Genomic DNA, 20,065 nt, shown 5'->3' on the forward strand with positions numbered 1-20,065 from the left:
ACTCCTTTCTAGGGTAATGCTACTCGATGAGTATCTGAGATTGGTTTTAAATCAAATGGTCGACCATTTGCATCAAAGTAAGAAGAAGCATTTTGTTGATATTCTTGTCTAACTGCTTGTCTTTCTTTAATTTTTTCTTCTCGAACTTCTGGACGAATATCCGGTATTGCTGCAATTAAGCGTTTAGTGTATATATGTTGTGGGTTGTTTAAAATATCTTCAGTAGTGCCTTCCTCAACAAGTCTCCCTCTATACATAACACCAATTCGATCACATAAATGGCGAATAACGCCTAAGTCATGACCGATAAATAAATAAGTTAGCTTGAATTCTTCTTGTAAATCTTGTAAGAAGTTAAGTACTTGTGCTTGTACTGAAACATCCAAAGCAGAAACAGGTTCATCTGCAACAATTAACTTTGGTTGTAATGTTAAAGCTCTTGCAATCCCAATTCGTTGACGTTGCCCACCAGAAAATTCATGTGGATATTTATATAGTGATTCTGGAGATAATCCAACTTTATTAAGGTAGTAAAGTACTCTATCACGTTCTTCTTCAGCAGTTAAAGTTTCATAGTTTCTTAGAGGTTCTGCAACTAAATCAATAATTCTCTTTTTAGGATTTAAAGAAGAGTATGGGTCTTGAAATATCATTTGAATCTCTTGTCGAAATGCTCGCAATTGCTTTTTGCCTAGCGTTATTAAGTCATTGTCTAAAAACTGAATACTTCCATTTGTAGCCTTTGCTAGTTGAAGAATTGCCTTACCTGCAGTAGATTTTCCACTACCTGATTCTCCAATTAGGCCATATGTTTCGCCTTCGTTAAGTTCAAATGAAATTCCATCAACAGCTCGAACATGATCTACAACTGTTCGAAAAATACCACCGCGAATAGGGTAATGTACTTTTAAGTTATCAACCTTTAATAGAGACATTTACGATCGGTGCTCCTTTCTCGTTCTTGAAATGGAAATGCTTATAACAAGAACAACGTACATAATGATTTGGTTTAACTTCGTGCAAGATAGGTTGATTTTCATGAGCATAATTTTGAATCCAAGGAATACGGTGGCTGAATCGGCAGCCTGTTCTAGGTAGTTTGTCTAAAGGTGGAACTGTACCTTCAATAATATGAAGTCTTTGATTTTTTGAATGAGTAGTAGGAATAGAGTTTAATAGTGAGCGTGTATATGGGTGTAATGGATTATTTAGTATTTCTTCTACTGAACCAGTCTCTATAATTTGTCCAGCATACATAACAGCAACACGGTCTGCTACTTCTGCAACAACACTTAAGTCATGCGTAATTAAAATGATACCTAACTTCGTTTTCTTTTGAATTTCTTTTAGTAAATCTAGTATTTGGGCTTGTATCGTTACATCTAAGGCAGTAGTTGGCTCGTCTGCAATAATGAACGAAGGGTTACATGCAATAGCAATTGAAATCATAGCACGTTGTCTCATACCACCAGATAATTCATGTGGGTATTGTTTATAAGTAACCTCTGGCTTCGGGATTCCAACTTGATCTAGTAGCTCTAATGCACGATCCTTTTTTTGTGATCGTGAAAGATCAGTATGGAAATCTAGATTTTCTTCAATTTGTTTACCAATCGTCATTAACGGGTTTAGAGCAGTAAGAGGTTCTTGGAAAATCATTCCGATTTCCTTTCCTCGAATTTTATTCAATTTACTATCATTAAGCGTTAGTAAATTTGTACCCTTGTAAGAGATCGATCCATTCATTTTTGTACGATTATTTGAATGTAGTCCTAGGATTGATAGGGCTAGTGCACTTTTACCGCAGCCTGATTCACCCACAATTGCAAGAACTTCATTTTCATGGACAGTAAGTGATACATCATCCACAGCAGGATAGTATTGGTTGTTTATACGAAACGATGTCGTTAAATGTTCGATTTCCAAAAGAGGTTTTGACATTTCGTGTCTCCTTTCGAGGTTTCATGAGCATAATTGTTGTTTAATTTAGAATTTTCATAAGTATAATATTATTACGCGAATGTTTCAATATGAAAACATTTTCTGTAATATATAGTCCTTTTTGACTAAAATTCATTCGAAATTCGGATTAACTAGTAAATTAATAGGGAAAAAATGTCACTATGATTCGATGGAAAGGTTGATAGATTAAATAAAATAAGGGAGAGTAAGGAAAATACAAAATGAAAACGTTTACAAAACAATTATTAGAATAGATAAATAGTTGTGTTTGAAAACAATGGTGAAAAAAGGAGGTTTTTGTCGGAAAATGCATTAATATAGGGGAAAAAATATATTCAGTGTACAATTTGTAGTTTGATATTCCTAGTTCATATTACCTGTTTTTACACTGGAAAATAAGAGTTTCATTAAAAAATATTAATCTACTACATCTCTAGGCTTTAAAATAGGAAAGAAAAAAAGCAGTATAAAGATAAAAGGATGAATAATCCATTTTATTTTATACTGCTTTTCTTAAGTTATCCTTAAGTTTTAACTTAATTTAAGTAGGCTGTTAACATCCAAACATGCTTTGCAAGCTGTTCTCGAATGGCTAATAATAAATCATGAGTAACTGAATCATTTTCAGACTCTGCAATATCCATGCCATCTTTTAATTCTTCAATTAAATAGTTATAGTCCTTAGTAATGTCCTGGACCATTTCATCAGAAGTAATATTCTTATTGGCTTCTTTAAGGCTTGAAGTATCAAGATACTCTCTCATTGTAGCTAGTGGTTTTCCACCAATTATTAACACTCGCTCTGCTAGTTCATCAATATGTAAACTTGCCTCGTTGTAAAATTCCTCAAATTTAGTGTGTAGAGTGAAAAAATTTGGACCTTTTACATACCAATGATAGTTATGTAACTTTACAAATAGAATATTCCAGTCTGCTATTTGCTTATTTAGCACATCAACAGTCGTTTTTGAGATGGATGATGTATCCATTAAAATCCCTCCTCTAAATGATGTAAAAGATTAAAAAACCATATAACCCATCTTAACTGATATTGAGTAAGAATAGTCATGGTAATATTTGATAGCTAAGACAACAATTAGTAAAATTAACGTTAAATTGTAAATAGCATTATATTGAAATAAAAAACCTCATTTAATTGGAGGGGTGGATGGAGATATGATTCTTGGTTACATAAGAAAAGATCATAAGTAAGTAAAAAAGCAAAAAGATGAAATATAGTAACTCATAAGGGGCTCATGAGTAATTAAAAAACATATAGACGAAAATACCTTACTCAAAACAGGCTTATATGTAAGGAAAAAACAACCTTGTCAATTAAATTACCAAGTTTTCGTAAAAGGAGTAGAGTGATGTTGATTTCCACTACAGGATGCTCGCTTTCCATGGGGCGAGATTCTTGAGCCTCCTCGGCAAGCCTGCGGGGTCTCAGCCTTCCCGCATATCCCATAGGAGTCGAGCACCCCTTTTGTTCCAATCAACTTATTCATCAAAAAAAGTCTACAATAAATCCTAATCAAATAGCCTTTACTAAGAGTATCCTAACAGTTATTTATTAATCAGTTTGTAGGTCAATTAATATCGAACATTAGTTAATAAACTAATCAGTTGAATTTGTTTTTTAATTAGCTCATAATATTTATAACTTCAAAAACCATTACTAGTGTTAATTTAAAACCTTTAATAGATCATCCAAAAAATGATAATTTCAGTCTTAATAAATGTACATTTAATGTCCGTTTTCCCTATTGACCATTTTATATTTCAACACTCTTAAAACCTCATCTAATTGTTAGATGAGGTTTTTTTAGCTATGAATGTACGCTTTCTTCAGGAAGGGAGGGTTTAGGGTCAATTCTTAAAGCATCATCTACATTAAATGCATTTTTTAACACTAAGAAAAATGAACCAATCATACCTAAAAGAATAATAAAGTAAAAGAAAAAGATGAGTACATCATATCCCAATATTTATACCCCCTTCGAAACTCTGTATTCATATATATGATTGAAGAAAAGGACAGATAACCAAAATTCACAAAGTGTTCAAAATTTAAATGCATATTTAAAATGTGGATAAAATATTTTTACTATTTGGTTGGATCAGCAAGTGACATCACCATTTGTAGCAGTTATACCTAAAATATTAAGAAGAACTACCAAAACAAAAAATAACTTAAAACTCAACGCCATTACCGTTGACAAAGGTAAAAAATATCGTTGAACGATTGAATATAACCATGTTACATTTTTCACATATTTAGCTGTGAGTTCAACTAAGAATCAAAGTTGAAGGTTTTGATGTGATTTTCAAAAATAAAGGCAACTAGCTCTACTCAATCTGTATAGTGCAAATAAATCGAATAAAGCAGTAACCTAATCTGCATGAAATTTTTTAGTCAATTTCAAAAAAAGGAGCTATCTATGAATGTACTAAAAAAATTTATTATTATTTTATTTCTAATTAATATTAATAATTTTCATGCAAGTGCAGCTGAGATGAATTTTGCCGTATCGGCGGTTATCCCATCTAATCAAATTGATCAGAGCAAAACTTATTTTGATTTGAGAATGAAACCAGGTCAAAAACAAATCTTAGAAGTTCAAATAAAAAATGATACTGATAAAAATATAGTTGTTGAAGCAAAAGCTAATTCAGTGATTACAAATAGTAGTGGAATTGCGGATTACAGTATTTCAAATCCAAAGGTAGACGATACGTTAGAAATTCCTTTCACTAATATAGCTAAGGTAAAAAAAGAGACGAAAATTCCAGCGAAAAGTGAAGCAACAGTAGAGATTACGATTGAGATGCCAAAGCAGCAATTCGATGGTGTTATATTGGGTGGACTCAATTTTAGTGAGAAAGAAGACGTTGAGGAAGCTAATAAAAAAAATGATAACCTTCAAATAAATAATAAATATGCATACGTAATTGGCGTTGTATTAAGGGAAACCGATAAAGTGATCAAGCCAGATTTAAAATTAAATGGAATACAACCAAAAATTGTAAATGCACGAAATGTAGTTACAGCTAACATACAAAATATAAAGCCAGCTATGTTAAAAAATTTGAGTGTAGATGCGAAAGTATTTACGGAACAAGGGAAAAAGATCCTGCATGAAACAAAAAAAGAAAATCTTAGAATGGCACCTAATTCAAACTTTGATTATGCAATGGATTGGGGTGACCGAGCACTTGAATCAGGTAATTACCGTCTAGAAATGAAAGCCACAGATGGGGAGAAATCATGGAAATGGACAAGAATATTTACGATTAAGGACAAATCAGCTGAGGAATTTAAGACTTCAGATCTGGAAAAGGATCGAAAAATGTGGTACTTAATTGGCGGTACTTTATCACTATTACTCGTCATACTTATGTTTATTTTAAGTAGACGGTTAAAGAAAATAGAAAAAGAGTAAAGAAAAATTATTATTTTGGAAATGGAGAAACATAATGGTGAAAAAAAGAAAGCGACTTTTTAAAGCGACTGTTTTAGCTTCCATTTTTGTCTTCATGACGAGCGGGACGCAACCGAGGTTACTTGGACTAAAAGGACTACTTAAACCAACTATTACAGAAGCAGCAGCACTTCCAAACTTGGTCCAAAACCCTACATTTAATTTTGATAGTCAGACAACTACTTTTCCAAATTGGTCATTTGTGGCGTATTTAAATAAAAGCCAAAGTCAAGGTCCTTATAGCTCCAATTTAGAGGATCAAGGTGACGGCTGGTATAAGGTTTTTGGTGAAGTCAACCCAAAAAGTTATGTTAAACCTGTTCCAGGTGGTGGGATTTTATTAAAAGTATTAAACACTGTAGATTCCCAAGAATATATGGTTATGAGGCAAACGATTAACACAATTCCAGGACAAACTTATATCTTAAAGTTTCCTTTTAAACTTATTGAAAATACGAATACCCACCCTAGGTATGTTTGGTTTGTAACTGACACAGAAAGTGGTACCTCTCTAACGACAAATAGAGATTGGATAGATTACACAGGTCCTCAGAATGTAACGACTACTTTCACTGCGATCGGAACTAAAGTAAATTTTAGCATTGCGTTTGAAGACGGTATAAAAGATCCTCTTGATGGTCGTGGATTTCAAATCTTTCAGGTTGATAATGTTTCAGTTACAGTACTAGATACTGTGGCACCAAAAATAACGGATGCTATTATTACCATACCAGAAGGTTACACAGGTGGTGCATCATGGACCAATAAAATCACAACAATTCACTTTACAGCAACTGATGATCATGGGGTCGATCCAACATCGTACGAAGTTTCAACAGATAATGGTGACACTTGGAGTAAAGTCGGTTTAAGTAATGCTACCTCAACAGGCGTTGATTATACAGTTTCAACCCAAGGTACGACAAATATTCTAATTAGAGCAAAAGATGATTCTGGAAACCAAAGTAATCCAGTAACCGATCCTGGAGCTAAATTTACAGTCAAAATTGATAAAGAACCACCTATTACCAACTATGCTGATGGGCAATTATATAATAAAAATACAGCAACAAACATTACATTCAGTGATGCGCTAAGCGGTATTGATACTGCTAATTTAAACGGGACAACCATTTCTTCTGGAACAATAAATCCAACTGATGGTGAACACACATTAGTGATCACTGATAAAGCAGGTAACCAAACAATTTTACACTTTACAGTAGACAAAACTATTTTACCTCCAGTCGTAAACCCGATTACAGATATCAGTACAAGTATAACGGGAACAACAGAGGCGAATAGTACTGTGAAAATAACGTTACCTGACCAATCATTTTTAACGACAAAGGCCGGAGCGGATGGTTCATTCTCCGTACACGTACCACAGTGGGCATTGTATGCTGGGGATGTAGTACGTGCAACTGCAACAGATGTCGCAGGTAATACAAGTACAGAAACAAATGTAACGGTAACGGCAGAAACAAAAAATCCAGTCAATCCAACAAACCCAACAAGTCCAGTCGAGCCAGTTAACCCAACTGATCCAGATAATCCTCATGAACCGGGAACAAAGAGTTCATTAAGTATTGACTATGTGTCAAATTTTTACTTTGGTGAACAGGAAATTTCAGGTAGTAATGAAGTTTATACTGCTCAATTAGATCAAGTAAAACAAACTTCAGATGGTTCGGTCATTCAAGTACCAAATTTTATTCAAGTAACAGACCATCGTAGAGTAAATACAGGCTGGAAATTATCCGTGCAACAAAGTGAGCAATTTAAGAGTGGAAACAATGAGTTAACTGGTGCCGTTTTAAAATTAAATAATCCTATTTTAAACTCAACTACTGAAGGACAATATAAACCAGTAGCCAATACAGTAACATTGGTTCCAGGTGGAGGTGCACAGGATGTAGCCTTTGCAGATGAGGGTAAGGGACTCGGAACGTGGACGATTGCATATGGTCTGAATTCATCAAGTGTAACTCTTTTCGTGCCAGGAGCAGCTTACAAAGAAGTAGGTGCTAAATATAAGACGAATTTAACGTGGACATTAGCAGATACCCCACTCTAAAAACATGAAATAATTTGATGTAAAAGGAAAAGTGAATACCCCATCGAATAGACATGTAAAATTCGATGGGGTATTCTGTTCCTTCTTATTTAATTGTGTAAACTTGCAAATAAAAGTTTCTATACTTATGCTGCTTGATTTCGATTCTTTTTAACATGAACGAGAACTGGTGCAGAAGAAAGCAAAATGATTAATAGAACTGCACTAATAATAAAAGAAGGAACCATGTACCAAGCATTATATACTAATGAATAAAGTGAAACTGGTGTTCCTTTTGGAGCGTATGAACCGTAAAATACGATTCCAGCAATAAAATGGCAGATGAAACGAGCTAGTGAGCCGATAAAAGTTCCTAAAATTATATAGGCTGCTGCACTTTTTTTATTGCCATTTGCTAAACTATTTTTTATTTGTTTATATACAAGTCCAGCTAATCCGAGACTTGTAAATGCTAGAATATAGTCTAAAAATACTTGGATTGGATGAACAAAATATAGCTTTGTAACGATTTGTAATGCTGCTAATAATAGACCAGTAATTAAACCTTGCTTTAATCCCCAACGAAAAGCAATTAGAAAAACTGGAATCATTGATAATGATACAGAACCACCTTGAGGTGCAGTAAACAATGGTAAGAAATCAAAAACGATTGCTAGTGCTGCACACATCGCTATTTCTGTCATTAATTGAATCTTTGATGTCTTCATATATATATTTCCCCCTTTATCTCATGGACAACTTATGTAGTGAAACACTTTGTAAGGAGATATCAGTAGGAATAAATAAAAAAAGCAATACTGGGTAGCATGATGATCCCGGCGTTGCTTTTTCATCGTGCCACATCCCTACGTTAGTACTAACTAACAGGTTCAGAGGGTAAGAATAGCTATTCTATTCACTCTCAGCCAAATGGCTCCCCTTGTGGTTTAGCTTACATTTAGTTGTCTTTACTAAATATAGTCAAGGTCATTTAAAAATACAATTAATTTATCCGTAAAAATTAAAAAAATTTTGCCTATTGTTAATGGTACTCACGTAGAACACTAATAAAGTTAACTTTTTAGTTAGTCATTAAAATTATTTTTAAAAAATGAGTGTAATCATAGCTATTATGTAAAAAATAAGCATTATAACCATTATCTTATTTATCCTTGCCATAAATTATTCACAATGGCTTACTTTTCATTTTAAAATTTACCGTGTAGAATGAATACGAAAGAACAGCTAAATTTTGGCAGAAAGTGTAAATAATTTGAAGGAGACATTTTAGATGATTCAAGTATTATTTGTCTGTTTAGGTAACATTTGTCGATCGCCAATGGCTGAGGCTGTTTTTCGTCATTTAGTGACAGAAAAAGGGTTAGATAAACAATTTATGATAGACTCAGCTGGTACTGGGGATTGGCATTTAGGTCACCCTCCACATAAGGGAACACAAGGTTTATTGAGTGAAAAAGGGATAACCTGCGAAGGTATGAAAGCTCGAAAAGTGACAGAAAATGACTTTAAATATTTTAGTTATATTGTTGCTATGGATGCACAGAATAAAGAGGATTTAATGAATTTAGCAAGAAATAATTGTATAGGAGAGATTTCACTACTTTCAGATTATGTTCCAGCATCAATGTGGAAGGAAGTGCCTGATCCATATTATACGGGTAATTTTAATGAAGTATATGAAATCCTTACAGAAGGGTGCTCTCATTTACTTCAGCATATTTTAAAGCAACACCAATTAACAGTTTAGAGGAGGATGTAGAATGTCAAAACGTAACAAAGCTTTACGCAATATTCTAGTCGGAGTCGCAATTGGTGCAGGGGTTACTCTACTTAACAAGGAAAATCGTGAGAAGATCTCACGTAAAGGAAGAAGCGTAACGAACAAATTAAATCAAATTAAAGATGATCCAGAAATCGTAAAAGGTGCTGTTCGTAATCAATTGAGAGTAGTACAAAGCTCAGTTGAGAAATTAGAAGGCAATGTTCAGCTTGTAAAAGATAAATGGATCGAAATTAAAGATTCCACATTAAATAAGTTTGATAAAGGCTCTTCTAAAGTATCAGAAAAAGCAGTTGAAGCTGTAGAAGCGAAAATTGAAGATTCAATTGATCTAGAAGAAGGTAAATCGCAAATTTCAGCGACTTCACTAGAAGTAAATCATGAAAATGAATCTTCTGAAACTGACGAGCAGTTAGAAGCAACTCTTGAAGGTATTGAAGATATAACTGATGAAAATGCAGATGAAGTACAAGAGAAAGTAGAATCAATTTTATTGGCAGGTAATACATCTAAAGAATAACAATTGAAGGTGTCAATTTGATTAAGAAAAAGAATTCTATTGTAGCATTTGTTTGGGATTTAGTGAAAAAGTGTATGGAAGACGAAATAGTATCTCGTTCAGCGGAGCTAGCATATTACTTAATGCTATCTCTTTTTCCATTTCTACTTGTTCTAACTCAAGTCGTAACCTATTTACCACTTTCTACTGATCAAATATTGTCATTCTTGAGTCAATATGCTCCGCCAGATGCAATGGCGATTATACGAAGTAACTTGCAGTTAATAATCGGGCAATCACATGGTGGAGTTTTATCAGTAGGGTTAATTGCGACTATTTGGGCTGCGTCCAATGGGATTAATGCAATCATCCGAGCACTTAATGATGCGTATGATGTAGAGGATAAACGGAATTACTTTGTTACAAGAGGAATTTCAATTCTTTTAACAATTATTATGATTTTTGTAATTGTATTCGCATTATTAATACCAGTGTTCGGGAAAGTCATTGCTAAGTCTGTATTTCAATTTTTAGATATATCTCAGGATTTCTTGTCTACTTGGAGCCTAATTCGGTGGTCACTAAGCTTTGTGATTCTGATGATTGTATTTACTGTTCTATATTCAATTGGACCTAGTAAAGTAGTTCACATTAAAAAGGTATTTTTTGGTTCGCTATTTGCAACATTTGGATGGATCATTTCTTCATTTGGATTTGCATTTTACGTTGATAATTTTGGTAATTACACAAGTCATTACGGTAGTTTAGGTGGAATTATTGTTTTAATGATCTGGTTTTTTATTTCGGCAATGGTTGTGATTATTGGTGGAGAGCTTAATGCATTAATAAAGCAAAGACAATATGGTAAGCACAAAGCTAAACCAAAATTAATTGACCCTAATAAGCCAAATCCAAAATAATTTCTTCTATAATATAATGGAGTTTTCTTCCATGAGTAGTCTTATTTTAGAAAGGTAAACTAATAAAGACTTCAAAAAGGGAGGAACTTCAAATGAGTAATAATAAGAAAAACCATAATGATAAATCAAATAAAAAACAAAAGAGTAGCTCTCACCCAAAGGGCAAAACTAGCGGTTCTGCAAACGGGCATAATGATTACCATTGATTTTTAGACTGACTAGAATACTTGCTTTTCCTGCTAAAAGGCTCATTACTAGTTCAGTTTAGAAGGAAAAAGCATCGTACATTTTTGTACGATGCTTTTTTTAATCTCTTAATAATCTTAATGAGTTAAGAATAACTAAAATTGTACTTCCTTCGTGACCGATTACTCCATAAGGTAAATCAATGATTTGTAGGAAATTCGAGCAGATTAGGAATGCGATTACAGTTAGTGAAAAAATAATATTTTGTTTTACAATCCTGTTCATGCGTTTTGATAAAGTGATTGCTTTTGATATTTTTGTTAAGTCATTTTTCATTAAAACGACATCTGCAGTTTCTAAAGCAACTCCAGTTCCTCCGCCCATTGCGATCCCTACATTTGCAGTGGCTAGAGCAGGGGCATCGTTTATACCATCACCAACCATTGCAACTTGACCATAGTTATCTTTTAGCTTTTTGACAATCGAAACTTTTTCATCCGGTAAGCATGATGCAAAGTATTCATTGATTTCACTTTCTGCAGCAATTGCTTTCGCCGTTTGTTCTGAGTCACCTGTAATCATGACTGTTTGAACACCTAATTTATTTAAAGTAGATAGGGCTTGCTTTGATTCGTTACGAACTAAATCTTTTAATGAGAATATCGCAACAACCTGATCTTGAGTACCTACATAAACAATTGTATTTCCTTCTTGTTCCCACTGTTGTTCAAAATGAATAAGAGGATTTTGTTTCATCGTTACGAAATCTTTTTTACCTACTCTGTACTCAGAACCATTTAAAATCGCTGATACACCAAAACCAGGGTGGTCATCAATTTGTTCAAATGACGAAGATATTGTGATTCCTTGTTTCGTTGCGTATTCAACAATTGCTGCAGCTAGTGGGTGAGTTGAAAATCTTTCAATTGAAGCAACGATTGACAATAACTCTGTACGATCAAAATCTTCAATTTTCTCAAAACCAGTTACCTCTGGCTTACCAATCGTTAAAGTACCCGTTTTATCGAATGCGATTGCTTTTAATACACCTAATCGCTCTAAATGAATACCACCTTTAACAAGAATTCCCGACTTTGCTCCATTCGAGATTGCTGATAAAACAGCTGGTGTAATCGATGCTACTAATGCACAAGGTGATGCAACAACTAGTAAAATCATTGCTCGATAAAATGTTGTTGTCCATGACCAATCTAATGCAAAATGCGGTAAAAACATCATGAATAATACGGCAATTAATACGCCTTTAACATAAACACCTTCAAATCTCTCAATAAATTGTTGAGAAGGAGTTTGTTCACTTTGAGCTGTTTGAACAAGATTAATGATTTTTTGGAAAAGAGTCTCATCACTATGTTTCGTAATTTCTACTACTAGCGTTCCTTTAATGTTAATCGTTCCAGCAAACACTTCATCATTTAAGTTTTTTACTACTGGAATTGATTCACCAGTAAGAGCAGCTTCATCTACTAAAGTTTCTCCTTTAACGATCTGACCATCAGCAGGAATACGTTCTCCAGCTTTAATTAAAATATAATCACCAATGTTTAGACTTTTAATGCTGACGACTTCTTCAACTTCATCGACTAATCGAATTGCCGTTTGTGGCTGAAGTGATAATAATGAAGAAATTTCTTTATTTGTTTTATTTAACGTATATGTTTCAAGTGCGCCACTTAAAGCAAATATGAAAATCAGTACGGCACCCTCAGTCCAATAGCCAATTGCAGCTGAACCAACTGCCGCAATAATCATTAGCATTTCAACGTTTAGTTCCTTTTCAGCAATCGTATCTTCAATACCTTCTTTTGCCTTTGCATATCCTCCAATACAAAATGCTAAAACATATAAAATAATCGACATGATTGAATGATCGTTCTTAACGAATGTAGCAATTAGAATTAATACACCAGAAACTAAAGCGGCAATTAATTCTCCATGTTTTGAAAGAAATGATGTAGATTCCACATGGTCGGCTTCATATGTAGCATGAATCGTAGTAACTTTTGGACTTGCTTCCATAATAAATACCCCTTTCTTATTTTCAATTGAGAAAAATAATCAAATTCACTATCCTTATAAAACGACGAAAGCTGCCGTCCTAGGACAGCAGCGTACATTTTATAAGACCTTACTATTTATTTAATCTCTTAGTTGTGTAGTTTACAGATTTCTTAATTAAAATAATTCTTATTAAATATATATTACCACATTCCTTTAAATGTGAAGAAAAAATTTGCTTTTAAATTAAAAAAATTTTAATGATGTGATCGAGTTGTGAAATTAGATGTAGGTGTGGGGTGGACAGGAATTCAGTCTGCCCTATTAAATTTTACCGGTTCTATCAAATAATAAAATTTTTGACGTTCATTAAAGAATTTTAAGCATCCAACCGATATTTATACAGTAAGCACATAAATACATATTTGTTACTACATTAAAAGCTAATTCATCTATTTCAAACTCATAAAAGTATAGCAAATATAAATAAAATAAAAGCTGGTGAAGATTTTGAAGAAAAAAATTATACAATCAATTGCAATCATAGGATCTGTTTCATGTATTAATTCTATGGATCTATTAGAAGCGGATGCAGAAAGTACAACTGTAAATCAACCTAAAGCATCGATCTCATACGTGGATTACTATATCTCAACAGGGAACGGAGTACGTATTCGTTCAGGGGCAGGAACGAATTATAGTATTTTAGGAAGTGTAAATAAGAATGCTAAATTAGATGTCATCTCTTCCACAAATGGTTGGTATAAGATTAATTATAAGGGGAGAATGGGCTACATAAGCGGTACTTATGTTAAAAAACAAAGTAGTAATGTTGAAAATGAAAAAATAGAAAACAATACTTCCAATTATATCTCAACCGGGAACGGGGTACGTATTCGTTCGGGAGCAGGAACGAATTACAGTATTTTAGGAAGTGTAAATAAGAATGCTAAATTAGATGTTAAATCTTCCGCAAATGGTTGGTACAAGATTATTTATCAAGGAAGAATTGGCTACATAAGTGGCACTTATGTTCAGAAACAAAAGAATATTGAAGATGAAAACCCAGTATACAATACGACTAAATATATTGTAACTGGGGCCAGAGTAAATATTCGCTCAGGTGCGGGAACGAATTACAATATAATAGGAAGTGCGACAAAAATGCAGAAGTTAGACGTTATTTCAACTTCAAATGGTTGGCGCAAAATAAACTATCAAGGAAAAATCGGTTATATAAGTGCTGGATATACTGAAAAAGAAATTGATCAATCAAATGGTTCGACTAGCGATATTGATGAGCAAAATATGATTTCCTTTGCAAAACAATTTTTAGGTGTTCCCTATAAGTGGGCAGGAGTATCGCCTACTGGTTTTGATTGCAGTGGCTTTATTTATTATGTCCTTAAGGAAAATGGTAAGCCATTTGGAAGAACAAATGTATCAGGTTATTGGCAGAACAATACTTCATTCCAAAAAGTAACAACTTCACAGCCTGGTGATTTGATATTTTTTCAAAATACATACACATATGGACCATCACACATGGGGATTATGTTAAATCAAAATGAATTTATTCAAGCCGGTACCAGTAAAGGTGTTACAATTTCAAATCTAAATGACTCATATTGGCAAAAGCATTTTTTAGGGTATAAGCGAATAAAATCATAAAAATTTTAAGTACAAATCCTCATAAATTACTTTTATAAAGATTCTCAACAATTGTCTTTACCTTTAGGACTTTCTTATAATAAAACGAATAGAAGGAATGCCCTATTGATGATAGAATAAACTGTATTCTATAGAGAGAAAAAGGCTTATGGAGGGAAACAATGTCTGCAAAGAGATTTTTTACACATCCTTTGGGAGTGATTGCATCAGCGGTTATTACAACTTTTTTATGGGGAAGCGCATTTCCGTTTATTAAGCTAAGTTATGAGCACTTGCATATTGAGAAGAATGAAATTTGGAAGCAAATGATTTTTGCGGGTTATCGTTTCTTTTTGGCCTCATTATTAATTTTAATATTTTTTACGATAATTGGTAGAAAGTTAACTTTTAAGCGAGATACTTTTTTTGTAGTAGGAAAAGTAGGTTTGTTTCAAACGTTTTTACAATATGTGTTGTTTTATATTGGATTGAGTTTTTCGACGGGAGTTCAAGGCTCGATTATTGCCGGAACGACTTCGTTTTTTCAACTTTTAGCAGCGCATTTTATGTATAAAAATGATCGTTTAAACTTGCGTAAGATTCTTGGTGTAACAGTAGGGTTTGCGGGTGTGATTATTGTGAATATTACAAAAGGCACGCTTTCTTTACATTTAGGAATTGGCGAGATTTTATTATTGTTTGCAATGGCATTTGGTGGATATGGTAATGTACTTGCTAAGGAAGCTGCAAAGAAAGTGGATGTTGCCTATTTAACGGCATATCAAATGATGATCGGTTCGATTGGATTGTTATTAATTGGTGGTTTAACGGCAGGATTTTTACCGTTCCACTTTGATTTAAAAACGTTTGGCATGTTAGTTTATTTATCGATACTTTCATCTGTAGGTTTCATTCTGTGGAACAATGTCATGAAATACAACCAAGTTGGAAAAGTATCAATGTACTTATTCTTAGTTCCTGTTTTTGGTGTAATTTTATCATCAATCATGCTGAATGAAGTGTTATCTTATCTTGTATTTATTGGTTTAATTATGGTTACGTCAGGTATTATCATTGTGAATTATCAAAAGGATCAACGCAGCACTCATATGAAGAGTGCGTCTTGACTCGAATAGAATGCATCCCGAATAAAAGCAACTCCACTTTTTAATAATAATGTGGAGTTGCTTTTTTTGTAAATCGTTGTGAGGGTAGGTACATAGTTGTCAAAGATTGATAAAGCAGTTGAAACAGTTGTAGATGATGCTTCCACAATGGAATTTAGCACTTGCCGGATTAGTTTTAGGCATTATGCCATTATTGATCTTTTTCTTCGATGCCCAAAAGCAAATTATCCGTAGTATTACGAGTGGTTCTATAAAGTAAGGTAAGGAGGAACATATGAATAATAAATTATTTAAGTCGATTGCCGTTTTATCAACTAGTATGTTGTTGTTTACTGGATGTAATAATAAAAAACAAGAAACAAAAAAGCCTAGTACAGGTGAAAAAATCACATTAAATATTTTCCAGTTTAAAGCTGAAATTGCAAAAGATCTAGAGGCTTTAGCAAAGGAATATCAAAAGGAAAATAAAAATGTTACGGTAAAGGTTCAAACAGTAGGTGGAGGTGCAGATTATGGAGCAGCATTGAAAGCTCAATTTGCATCAGGAAATGAACCCGATATTTTCAATAATGGTGGTTACCAAGAGGCTGTTACTTGGAAAGACAAACTTGAGGACTTGTCGGATCAAGATTGGGTGAAGGATTTATATCCAGAAACAGAAAAACCGATGACAGTTGGTGGGAAATTACTCGGAATGCCTATGAACACAGAAGGCTATGGATTCATTTATAATAAAGATTTATTTGATAAAGCTGGTATTACACAATTGCCAAAAACATTAACTGAATTAGAGGCAACTGCAAAAAAATTAAAAGACGCTGGCATTACACCGTTTTCAGTTGGATATGGTGAATGGTGGATTCTAGGAATTCATTTATTAAATATTCCATTCGCACAACAGCCGGACCCAGATAAATTTATCGCCGATTTAAATGCAAGCAAAGTAAAAATCTCTGATAATGATAAATTTAAGGAGTTTATAAAATTATTTGATTTAACGATTAAATATGGAAATAAAAATCCATTAACAACGGATTACAATACGCAAGTTACAAATTTTGCATCTGGAAAAACAGCTATGATGCAACAAGGAAACTGGACACAAGGTATGATTGATGGCATTACGCCAAATATGAAACTTGGTCTATTACCAATGCCGATTAATGATGATAAAAACGCAATGGACAAAATTCCTGTCGGTGTACCAAATAACTGGGTAGTTAACAAAAATTCAAAAAACAAAGAAGAAGCGAAGAAGTTTTTAAATTGGATGGTTTCTTCTGATACAGGTAAAAAATATATCGTTGAAAAGTTTAGATTTATTCCAGCAGTTAAAACAATTGAAGGAAAAGGCCTAGGACCAATAGCTGACGATATTCAAAAATACTCAACTGACGGAAAAGTACTTTCATGGAACTGGTTTAAATATCCAAATGGTGCAACAAACGAATTTGGTGCCTCAATGCAAGCTTATGTTGGAGGACAAAAAAATCCACAGCAATTACTGCAATCGCTTCAGGATTCTTGGGATAAGCTTAAAAACCAGTAAGCGAAGAAGAAATTTAAGGCAAACCTTATTTCGAAATAATTTCGAGTGAGGTTTGTTTTTTTGTATAATGATTTTATCAATGGATTATCAATTGGAAGATTTTATGTGATGAACCGATTTAATTATCGTGATATAGTAATTAACGTTATGAAAATAAATGAAATTCCTGAGTTTAACCTAGATAAATAGATTAATAGTAAGGGAGAGTAATCAAATATGAAAAAATCGATTAAAAATGTTATTTTATCAACTACGATTGTCTTTTCTTTAGGAACAGTAGTCGGACCAGCGAATGCTGCTACTGTTGTCAAACCACAAGTTGCGACAAAGAAGCCAGCAACAAAAACGATTGCTCCAGTGAAGCTTCCAGCAAATGAATCAGTTAAAAAGATGGCACTTGAAATCACTTCATGGTATGAAACATCATCATCTGGATCTGATGCATTTGGTGCAACAAGTGGTAATTTCGACGGTGCCGGTCTATCTTTTGGCGCGCTTCAAGAAAACTTTGGAACAGAAACGATCCAACCAATTATGAAAAATATGTTCGCAAATCATAATGATATTGTCCTAAAAGCTTTCAATGGAGACGTTGATTCTTATAATATATTTAAAAATGTAATTATGAACAAAACGACAAAAGAACAGGTAGCTTGGGGAAATTCAATAACTGACCCTAATAATAAATACCAAGTTGTAGAGCCTTGGAAAACTTACTTTAAAAATCTAGGTACAAGTAAAGAATGTATTGATGAACAAGTAAATGCTTCAAAATGGTACTTCGATCAAGCAGAAAAGTATTACAAGACATTCGGATTATGGACAAAAAGAGGATATGCATTAATGTTTGATATATTTGTTCAAAGTGGTGCAATATCGGATAAAACAAAAAATTTAATACTAGATGACTTTAAAAAAATTGATACAAAAAACATGACAAAAGAACAAATCGAAACGAAAAAAATGAATATTATCGTTAACCGTCGTGCTGCAGATGTAAATGAACAATGGAGAGATTCATGGAAATCAAGAAAATCAGTAATTGCGAACGGCAGCGGAACTGTTGTTGGTTATGGAGACTTCTTTGATGTAACTCCGTATGGTGCGACATTAACACATGTTAATAAGTAAGTTTTTTGATGAAGGAGTCCAAATTTGGACTTCCTTTTTTTATTGTGCACTGATCTATTTCATTTTTTTAATAAGAAATATGAGATTTGATTTTCTAATGGGAATATTAAAAAGGAAGTATACACTAGCTTTTGGATAAAATAATTTCTTAGGAGAGATCAATTGTGCATTGGTATTTAAAAGTATTAAAGAATTATGTAGGATTTCATGGCAGAGCGAGTCGAACTGAATTTTGGATGTTCATGTTAATTAATGCAATTATTACTATTTTACTTAGTATATTAGATAACTTTGCAAATACAGATAACATGATTTCAGGAATTTATGGTTTGCTTACCTTGCTGCCACTAATTGCAGTCGGTGTTCGCAGATTACATGATATTGGTAAAAGTGGTTGGTGGTATTTAATTAGTTTAATTCCGTTTATAGGATCAATTATTTTATTAATACTTGCTTGTTTTAAAAGTGAAAATCACGAGAATCGTTTTGGACCAGTTCCAAGATAAGATTAAAAGTAATAATATTCATTGGGTATTAGGAAAAGACTTAATGTACCATATTATTTCTTAAATAAATTGATCTTCGAAATCTTATACCCAATGTATGTCCCTAAAGTATTTAAGATAACATCATCTATATCTGATGTTCTAAAAGACATCATAAATTGGACAACTTCTATGCTTACCGATAAAAATAAGCCAATTAGTATAACTTTTTTTGTTCTCTTAATTGAAGTCAAAATAAACCCAAATGGTACAAATAGAAGGATATTTCCAAAAATATTAACTATAAATTGTTTAACGCTGCTAAACTCATTAAACATTTTAATTAATGGGATTAAATTTAATCCACCTTCAGAAACACCTATTCCTAAAGAAGGAACTGGAAAAAAAGTAAACCTAAAAATAAACACAAGTGAAAAAATTAACAGTAATAGTTTTATGAAAATAGGTTTCAAAATAAATCTCCCAAAAATGTTTTAATTAATAATAAGTTATTATACATTAATAATTTTGTATTTCCTCAATAAACTTTTCATTAAATAATGACGATTTGGCCTAACACCGAGATAATTTAAGCTTAATACCCGCCTAATTTTAGGCGGTTTTTTGTGTTAATTCAAAATAGATTGTCCTATTATTAAAAATTAATAATGTTAGCTAGGTATTAAGAATAGACTTAAATGTACCGTATTTACTTCTTGGGAGGGATCCATCGTGGAATGGTATTTAAAAGTATTAAAGAATTACGCAGTATTCAGCGGAAGAGCTAGAAGAACAGAGTATTGGATGTTTTTCCTGTTTAATGCCATTATCACTATTATACTTTCAATTTTACAAAGCATTGCGGATATCGATAATATATTAACTGGAATTTATGGTCTTTTGACGATATTGCCATCTTTAGCAGTAGGAGCTCGCAGATTACATGATTCAGGTAGAAGTGGTTGGTGGCTGTTACTTGGAATAATTCCGTTTATTGGTACGATTATTCTTATTATTTTCTTCTGTTTGGATAGTGAAGAGGGAGATAATCGATTTGGGGCGAACCCTAAGTATTAAATTTTGAAGGTTAGTTTTAAGGGATAAGATGTAAACCGCCTTATATTGTAGTGACCCCATAAAGTTAGACTGGTTACTTCAATTAGGCAGCCTGTTGGGCATGAACTCGGTATTTTACTGG

At 33.1% G+C, this 20,065-nt stretch carries 18 protein-coding genes, 1 pseudogene and 1 riboswitch; of the genes and pseudogenes, 12 read left to right on the top strand and 7 right to left on the bottom strand.

Annotation, left to right across the window (positions count from 1 at the left end):
* Nucleotides 1-8: 8 nt before the first annotated feature.
* The 4 genes from AN960_RS21940 to AN960_RS24665 all read right to left on the bottom strand — a co-directional run bounded on the left by AN960_RS21940 (nt 9) and on the right by AN960_RS24665 (nt 3,947).
* Complete coding sequence (locus AN960_RS21940; RefSeq protein WP_056476392.1) at nt 9-935, bottom strand: ABC transporter ATP-binding protein; 927 nt, start codon at nt 933-935, stop codon at nt 9-11.
* On the bottom strand, nt 916-1,941 hold the full coding sequence (locus AN960_RS21945) for an ABC transporter ATP-binding protein (protein WP_056476395.1): 1,026 nt from the start codon (nt 1,939-1,941) through the stop codon (nt 916-918). The genes AN960_RS21940 and AN960_RS21945 overlap by 20 nt, the downstream gene beginning before the upstream one ends.
* A 557-nt stretch (nt 1,942-2,498) precedes the next feature.
* The gene (locus AN960_RS21950) at nt 2,499-2,936 is read right to left on the bottom strand and encodes a Dps family protein (RefSeq protein ID WP_056476434.1); all 438 of its coding nucleotides are present in this window, start codon (nt 2,934-2,936) and stop codon (nt 2,499-2,501) included.
* An 855-nt stretch (nt 2,937-3,791) separates the two neighbouring features.
* On the bottom strand, nt 3,792-3,947 hold the full coding sequence (locus AN960_RS24665) for a hypothetical protein (RefSeq protein ID WP_156339752.1): 156 nt from the start codon (nt 3,945-3,947) through the stop codon (nt 3,792-3,794).
* A gap of 456 nt (nt 3,948-4,403) precedes the next feature.
* On the opposite strand from AN960_RS24665, the gene AN960_RS21955 reads away from it, so the two are divergent.
* Together AN960_RS21955 and AN960_RS24170 are read left to right on the top strand one after the other, a co-directional pair.
* On the top strand, nt 4,404-5,405 hold the full coding sequence (locus AN960_RS21955; RefSeq protein WP_056476399.1) for a WxLIP family cell surface protein: 1,002 nt from the start codon (nt 4,404-4,406) through the stop codon (nt 5,403-5,405).
* Between the two features lie 34 nt (nt 5,406-5,439).
* Nucleotides 5,440-7,521: a WxL domain-containing protein gene (locus tag AN960_RS24170; protein ID WP_156339753.1), complete on the top strand. Its 2,082-nt coding sequence runs from the start codon at nt 5,440-5,442 to the stop codon at nt 7,519-7,521.
* A 125-nt stretch (nt 7,522-7,646) separates the two neighbouring features.
* Here the strand turns inward: AN960_RS24170 and thiT are convergent, their stop codons facing one another.
* Nucleotides 7,647-8,228, bottom strand: a complete 582-nt coding sequence (gene thiT, locus AN960_RS21965) for an energy-coupled thiamine transporter ThiT (RefSeq protein WP_056476402.1) — start codon at nt 8,226-8,228, stop codon at nt 7,647-7,649.
* 118 nt (nt 8,229-8,346) lie between these two features.
* Nucleotides 8,347-8,451: riboswitch (TPP riboswitch) on the bottom strand.
* A gap of 340 nt (nt 8,452-8,791) precedes the next feature.
* Here thiT and AN960_RS21970 point away from each other — a divergent pair.
* The 3 genes from AN960_RS21970 to AN960_RS21980 are packed head-to-tail and all read left to right on the top strand — an operon-like array spanning nt 8,792 to nt 10,720.
* Nucleotides 8,792-9,268: a low molecular weight protein-tyrosine-phosphatase gene (locus AN960_RS21970; RefSeq protein ID WP_056476405.1), complete on the top strand. Its 477-nt coding sequence runs from the start codon at nt 8,792-8,794 to the stop codon at nt 9,266-9,268.
* A 13-nt stretch (nt 9,269-9,281) separates the two neighbouring features.
* Entirely contained in the window at nt 9,282-9,821 is a 540-nt protein-coding gene (locus tag AN960_RS21975; RefSeq protein ID WP_056476408.1) for a hypothetical protein, read from the top strand.
* A gap of 17 nt (nt 9,822-9,838) precedes the next feature.
* A complete protein-coding gene (locus AN960_RS21980; protein WP_286131777.1) occupies nt 9,839-10,720 on the top strand; it encodes a YihY/virulence factor BrkB family protein in 882 nt (293 codons plus the stop codon).
* A gap of 306 nt (nt 10,721-11,026) precedes the next feature.
* Here AN960_RS21980 and AN960_RS21985 read toward each other — a convergent pair whose 3' ends face one another.
* Nucleotides 11,027-12,946 (bottom strand): heavy metal translocating P-type ATPase, encoded by a 1,920-nt coding sequence (locus AN960_RS21985; RefSeq protein ID WP_056476410.1) that lies wholly within the window; start codon nt 12,944-12,946, stop codon nt 11,027-11,029.
* A 489-nt stretch (nt 12,947-13,435) separates the two neighbouring features.
* On the opposite strand from AN960_RS21985, the gene AN960_RS21990 reads away from it, so the two are divergent.
* From AN960_RS21990 to AN960_RS22010, 6 genes and pseudogenes are all read left to right on the top strand, one after another.
* Entirely contained in the window at nt 13,436-14,596 is a 1,161-nt protein-coding gene (locus tag AN960_RS21990; protein ID WP_056476413.1) for a C40 family peptidase, read from the top strand.
* A gap of 161 nt (nt 14,597-14,757) precedes the next feature.
* Nucleotides 14,758-15,702: a DMT family transporter gene (locus AN960_RS21995; protein WP_056476415.1), complete on the top strand. Its 945-nt coding sequence runs from the start codon at nt 14,758-14,760 to the stop codon at nt 15,700-15,702.
* A gap of 145 nt (nt 15,703-15,847) precedes the next feature.
* Nucleotides 15,848-15,961, top strand: a pseudogene (locus AN960_RS25220) (carbohydrate ABC transporter permease); the annotation flags it as partial.
* A 15-nt stretch (nt 15,962-15,976) separates the two neighbouring features.
* A complete protein-coding gene (locus AN960_RS22000) occupies nt 15,977-17,251 on the top strand; it encodes an ABC transporter substrate-binding protein (protein ID WP_056476418.1) in 1,275 nt (424 codons plus the stop codon).
* A 216-nt stretch (nt 17,252-17,467) separates the two neighbouring features.
* Entirely contained in the window at nt 17,468-18,382 is a 915-nt protein-coding gene (locus AN960_RS22005; protein ID WP_056476421.1) for a hypothetical protein, read from the top strand.
* 164 nt (nt 18,383-18,546) lie between these two features.
* A complete protein-coding gene (locus AN960_RS22010; protein WP_056476422.1) occupies nt 18,547-18,888 on the top strand; it encodes a DUF805 domain-containing protein in 342 nt (113 codons plus the stop codon).
* Nucleotides 18,889-18,941: 53 nt separating this feature from the next.
* On the opposite strand, the gene AN960_RS22015 is transcribed toward AN960_RS22010, so the two are convergent.
* Nucleotides 18,942-19,340 carry a VanZ family protein gene (locus AN960_RS22015; protein WP_056476425.1) on the bottom strand — a complete coding sequence of 133 codons (399 nt, stop codon included), beginning with the start codon at nt 19,338-19,340 and terminating at the stop codon, nt 18,942-18,944.
* Nucleotides 19,341-19,599: 259 nt separating this feature from the next.
* Here AN960_RS22015 and AN960_RS22020 point away from each other — a divergent pair, with 259 nt between their 5' ends.
* Entirely contained in the window at nt 19,600-19,944 is a 345-nt protein-coding gene (locus AN960_RS22020; RefSeq protein ID WP_056476428.1) for a DUF805 domain-containing protein, read from the top strand.
* The last annotated feature ends 121 nt before the right edge of the window (nt 19,945-20,065 follow it).

Source organism: Bacillus sp. FJAT-25509 (genome assembly GCF_001420605.1).
GTDB lineage: Bacteria > Bacillota > Bacilli > Bacillales > Bacillaceae_G > Gottfriedia.

Bases quoted from the DNA above. Each gene is read 5' to 3' on its own strand.
- AN960_RS21940 (WP_056476392.1), bottom strand. From the start codon at position 935: ATGTCTCTATTAAAGGTTGATAACTTAAAAGTACATTACCCTATTCGC.
- AN960_RS21945 (WP_056476395.1), bottom strand. From the start codon at position 1,941: ATGTCAAAACCTCTTTTGGAAATCGAACATTTAACGACATCGTTTCGT.
- AN960_RS21955 (WP_056476399.1), top strand. From the start codon at position 4,404: ATGAATGTACTAAAAAAATTTATTATTATTTTATTTCTAATTAATATT.
- AN960_RS24170 (WP_156339753.1), top strand. From the start codon at position 5,440: ATGGTGAAAAAAAGAAAGCGACTTTTTAAAGCGACTGTTTTAGCTTCC.
- thiT (WP_056476402.1), bottom strand. From the start codon at position 8,228: ATGAAGACATCAAAGATTCAATTAATGACAGAAATAGCGATGTGTGCA.
- AN960_RS21970 (WP_056476405.1), top strand. From the start codon at position 8,792: ATGATTCAAGTATTATTTGTCTGTTTAGGTAACATTTGTCGATCGCCA.
- AN960_RS21975 (WP_056476408.1), top strand. From the start codon at position 9,282: ATGTCAAAACGTAACAAAGCTTTACGCAATATTCTAGTCGGAGTCGCA.
- AN960_RS21985 (WP_056476410.1), bottom strand. From the start codon at position 12,946: ATGGAAGCAAGTCCAAAAGTTACTACGATTCATGCTACATATGAAGCC.
- AN960_RS21995 (WP_056476415.1), top strand. From the start codon at position 14,758: ATGTCTGCAAAGAGATTTTTTACACATCCTTTGGGAGTGATTGCATCA.
- AN960_RS22000 (WP_056476418.1), top strand. From the start codon at position 15,977: ATGAATAATAAATTATTTAAGTCGATTGCCGTTTTATCAACTAGTATG.
- AN960_RS22005 (WP_056476421.1), top strand. From the start codon at position 17,468: ATGAAAAAATCGATTAAAAATGTTATTTTATCAACTACGATTGTCTTT.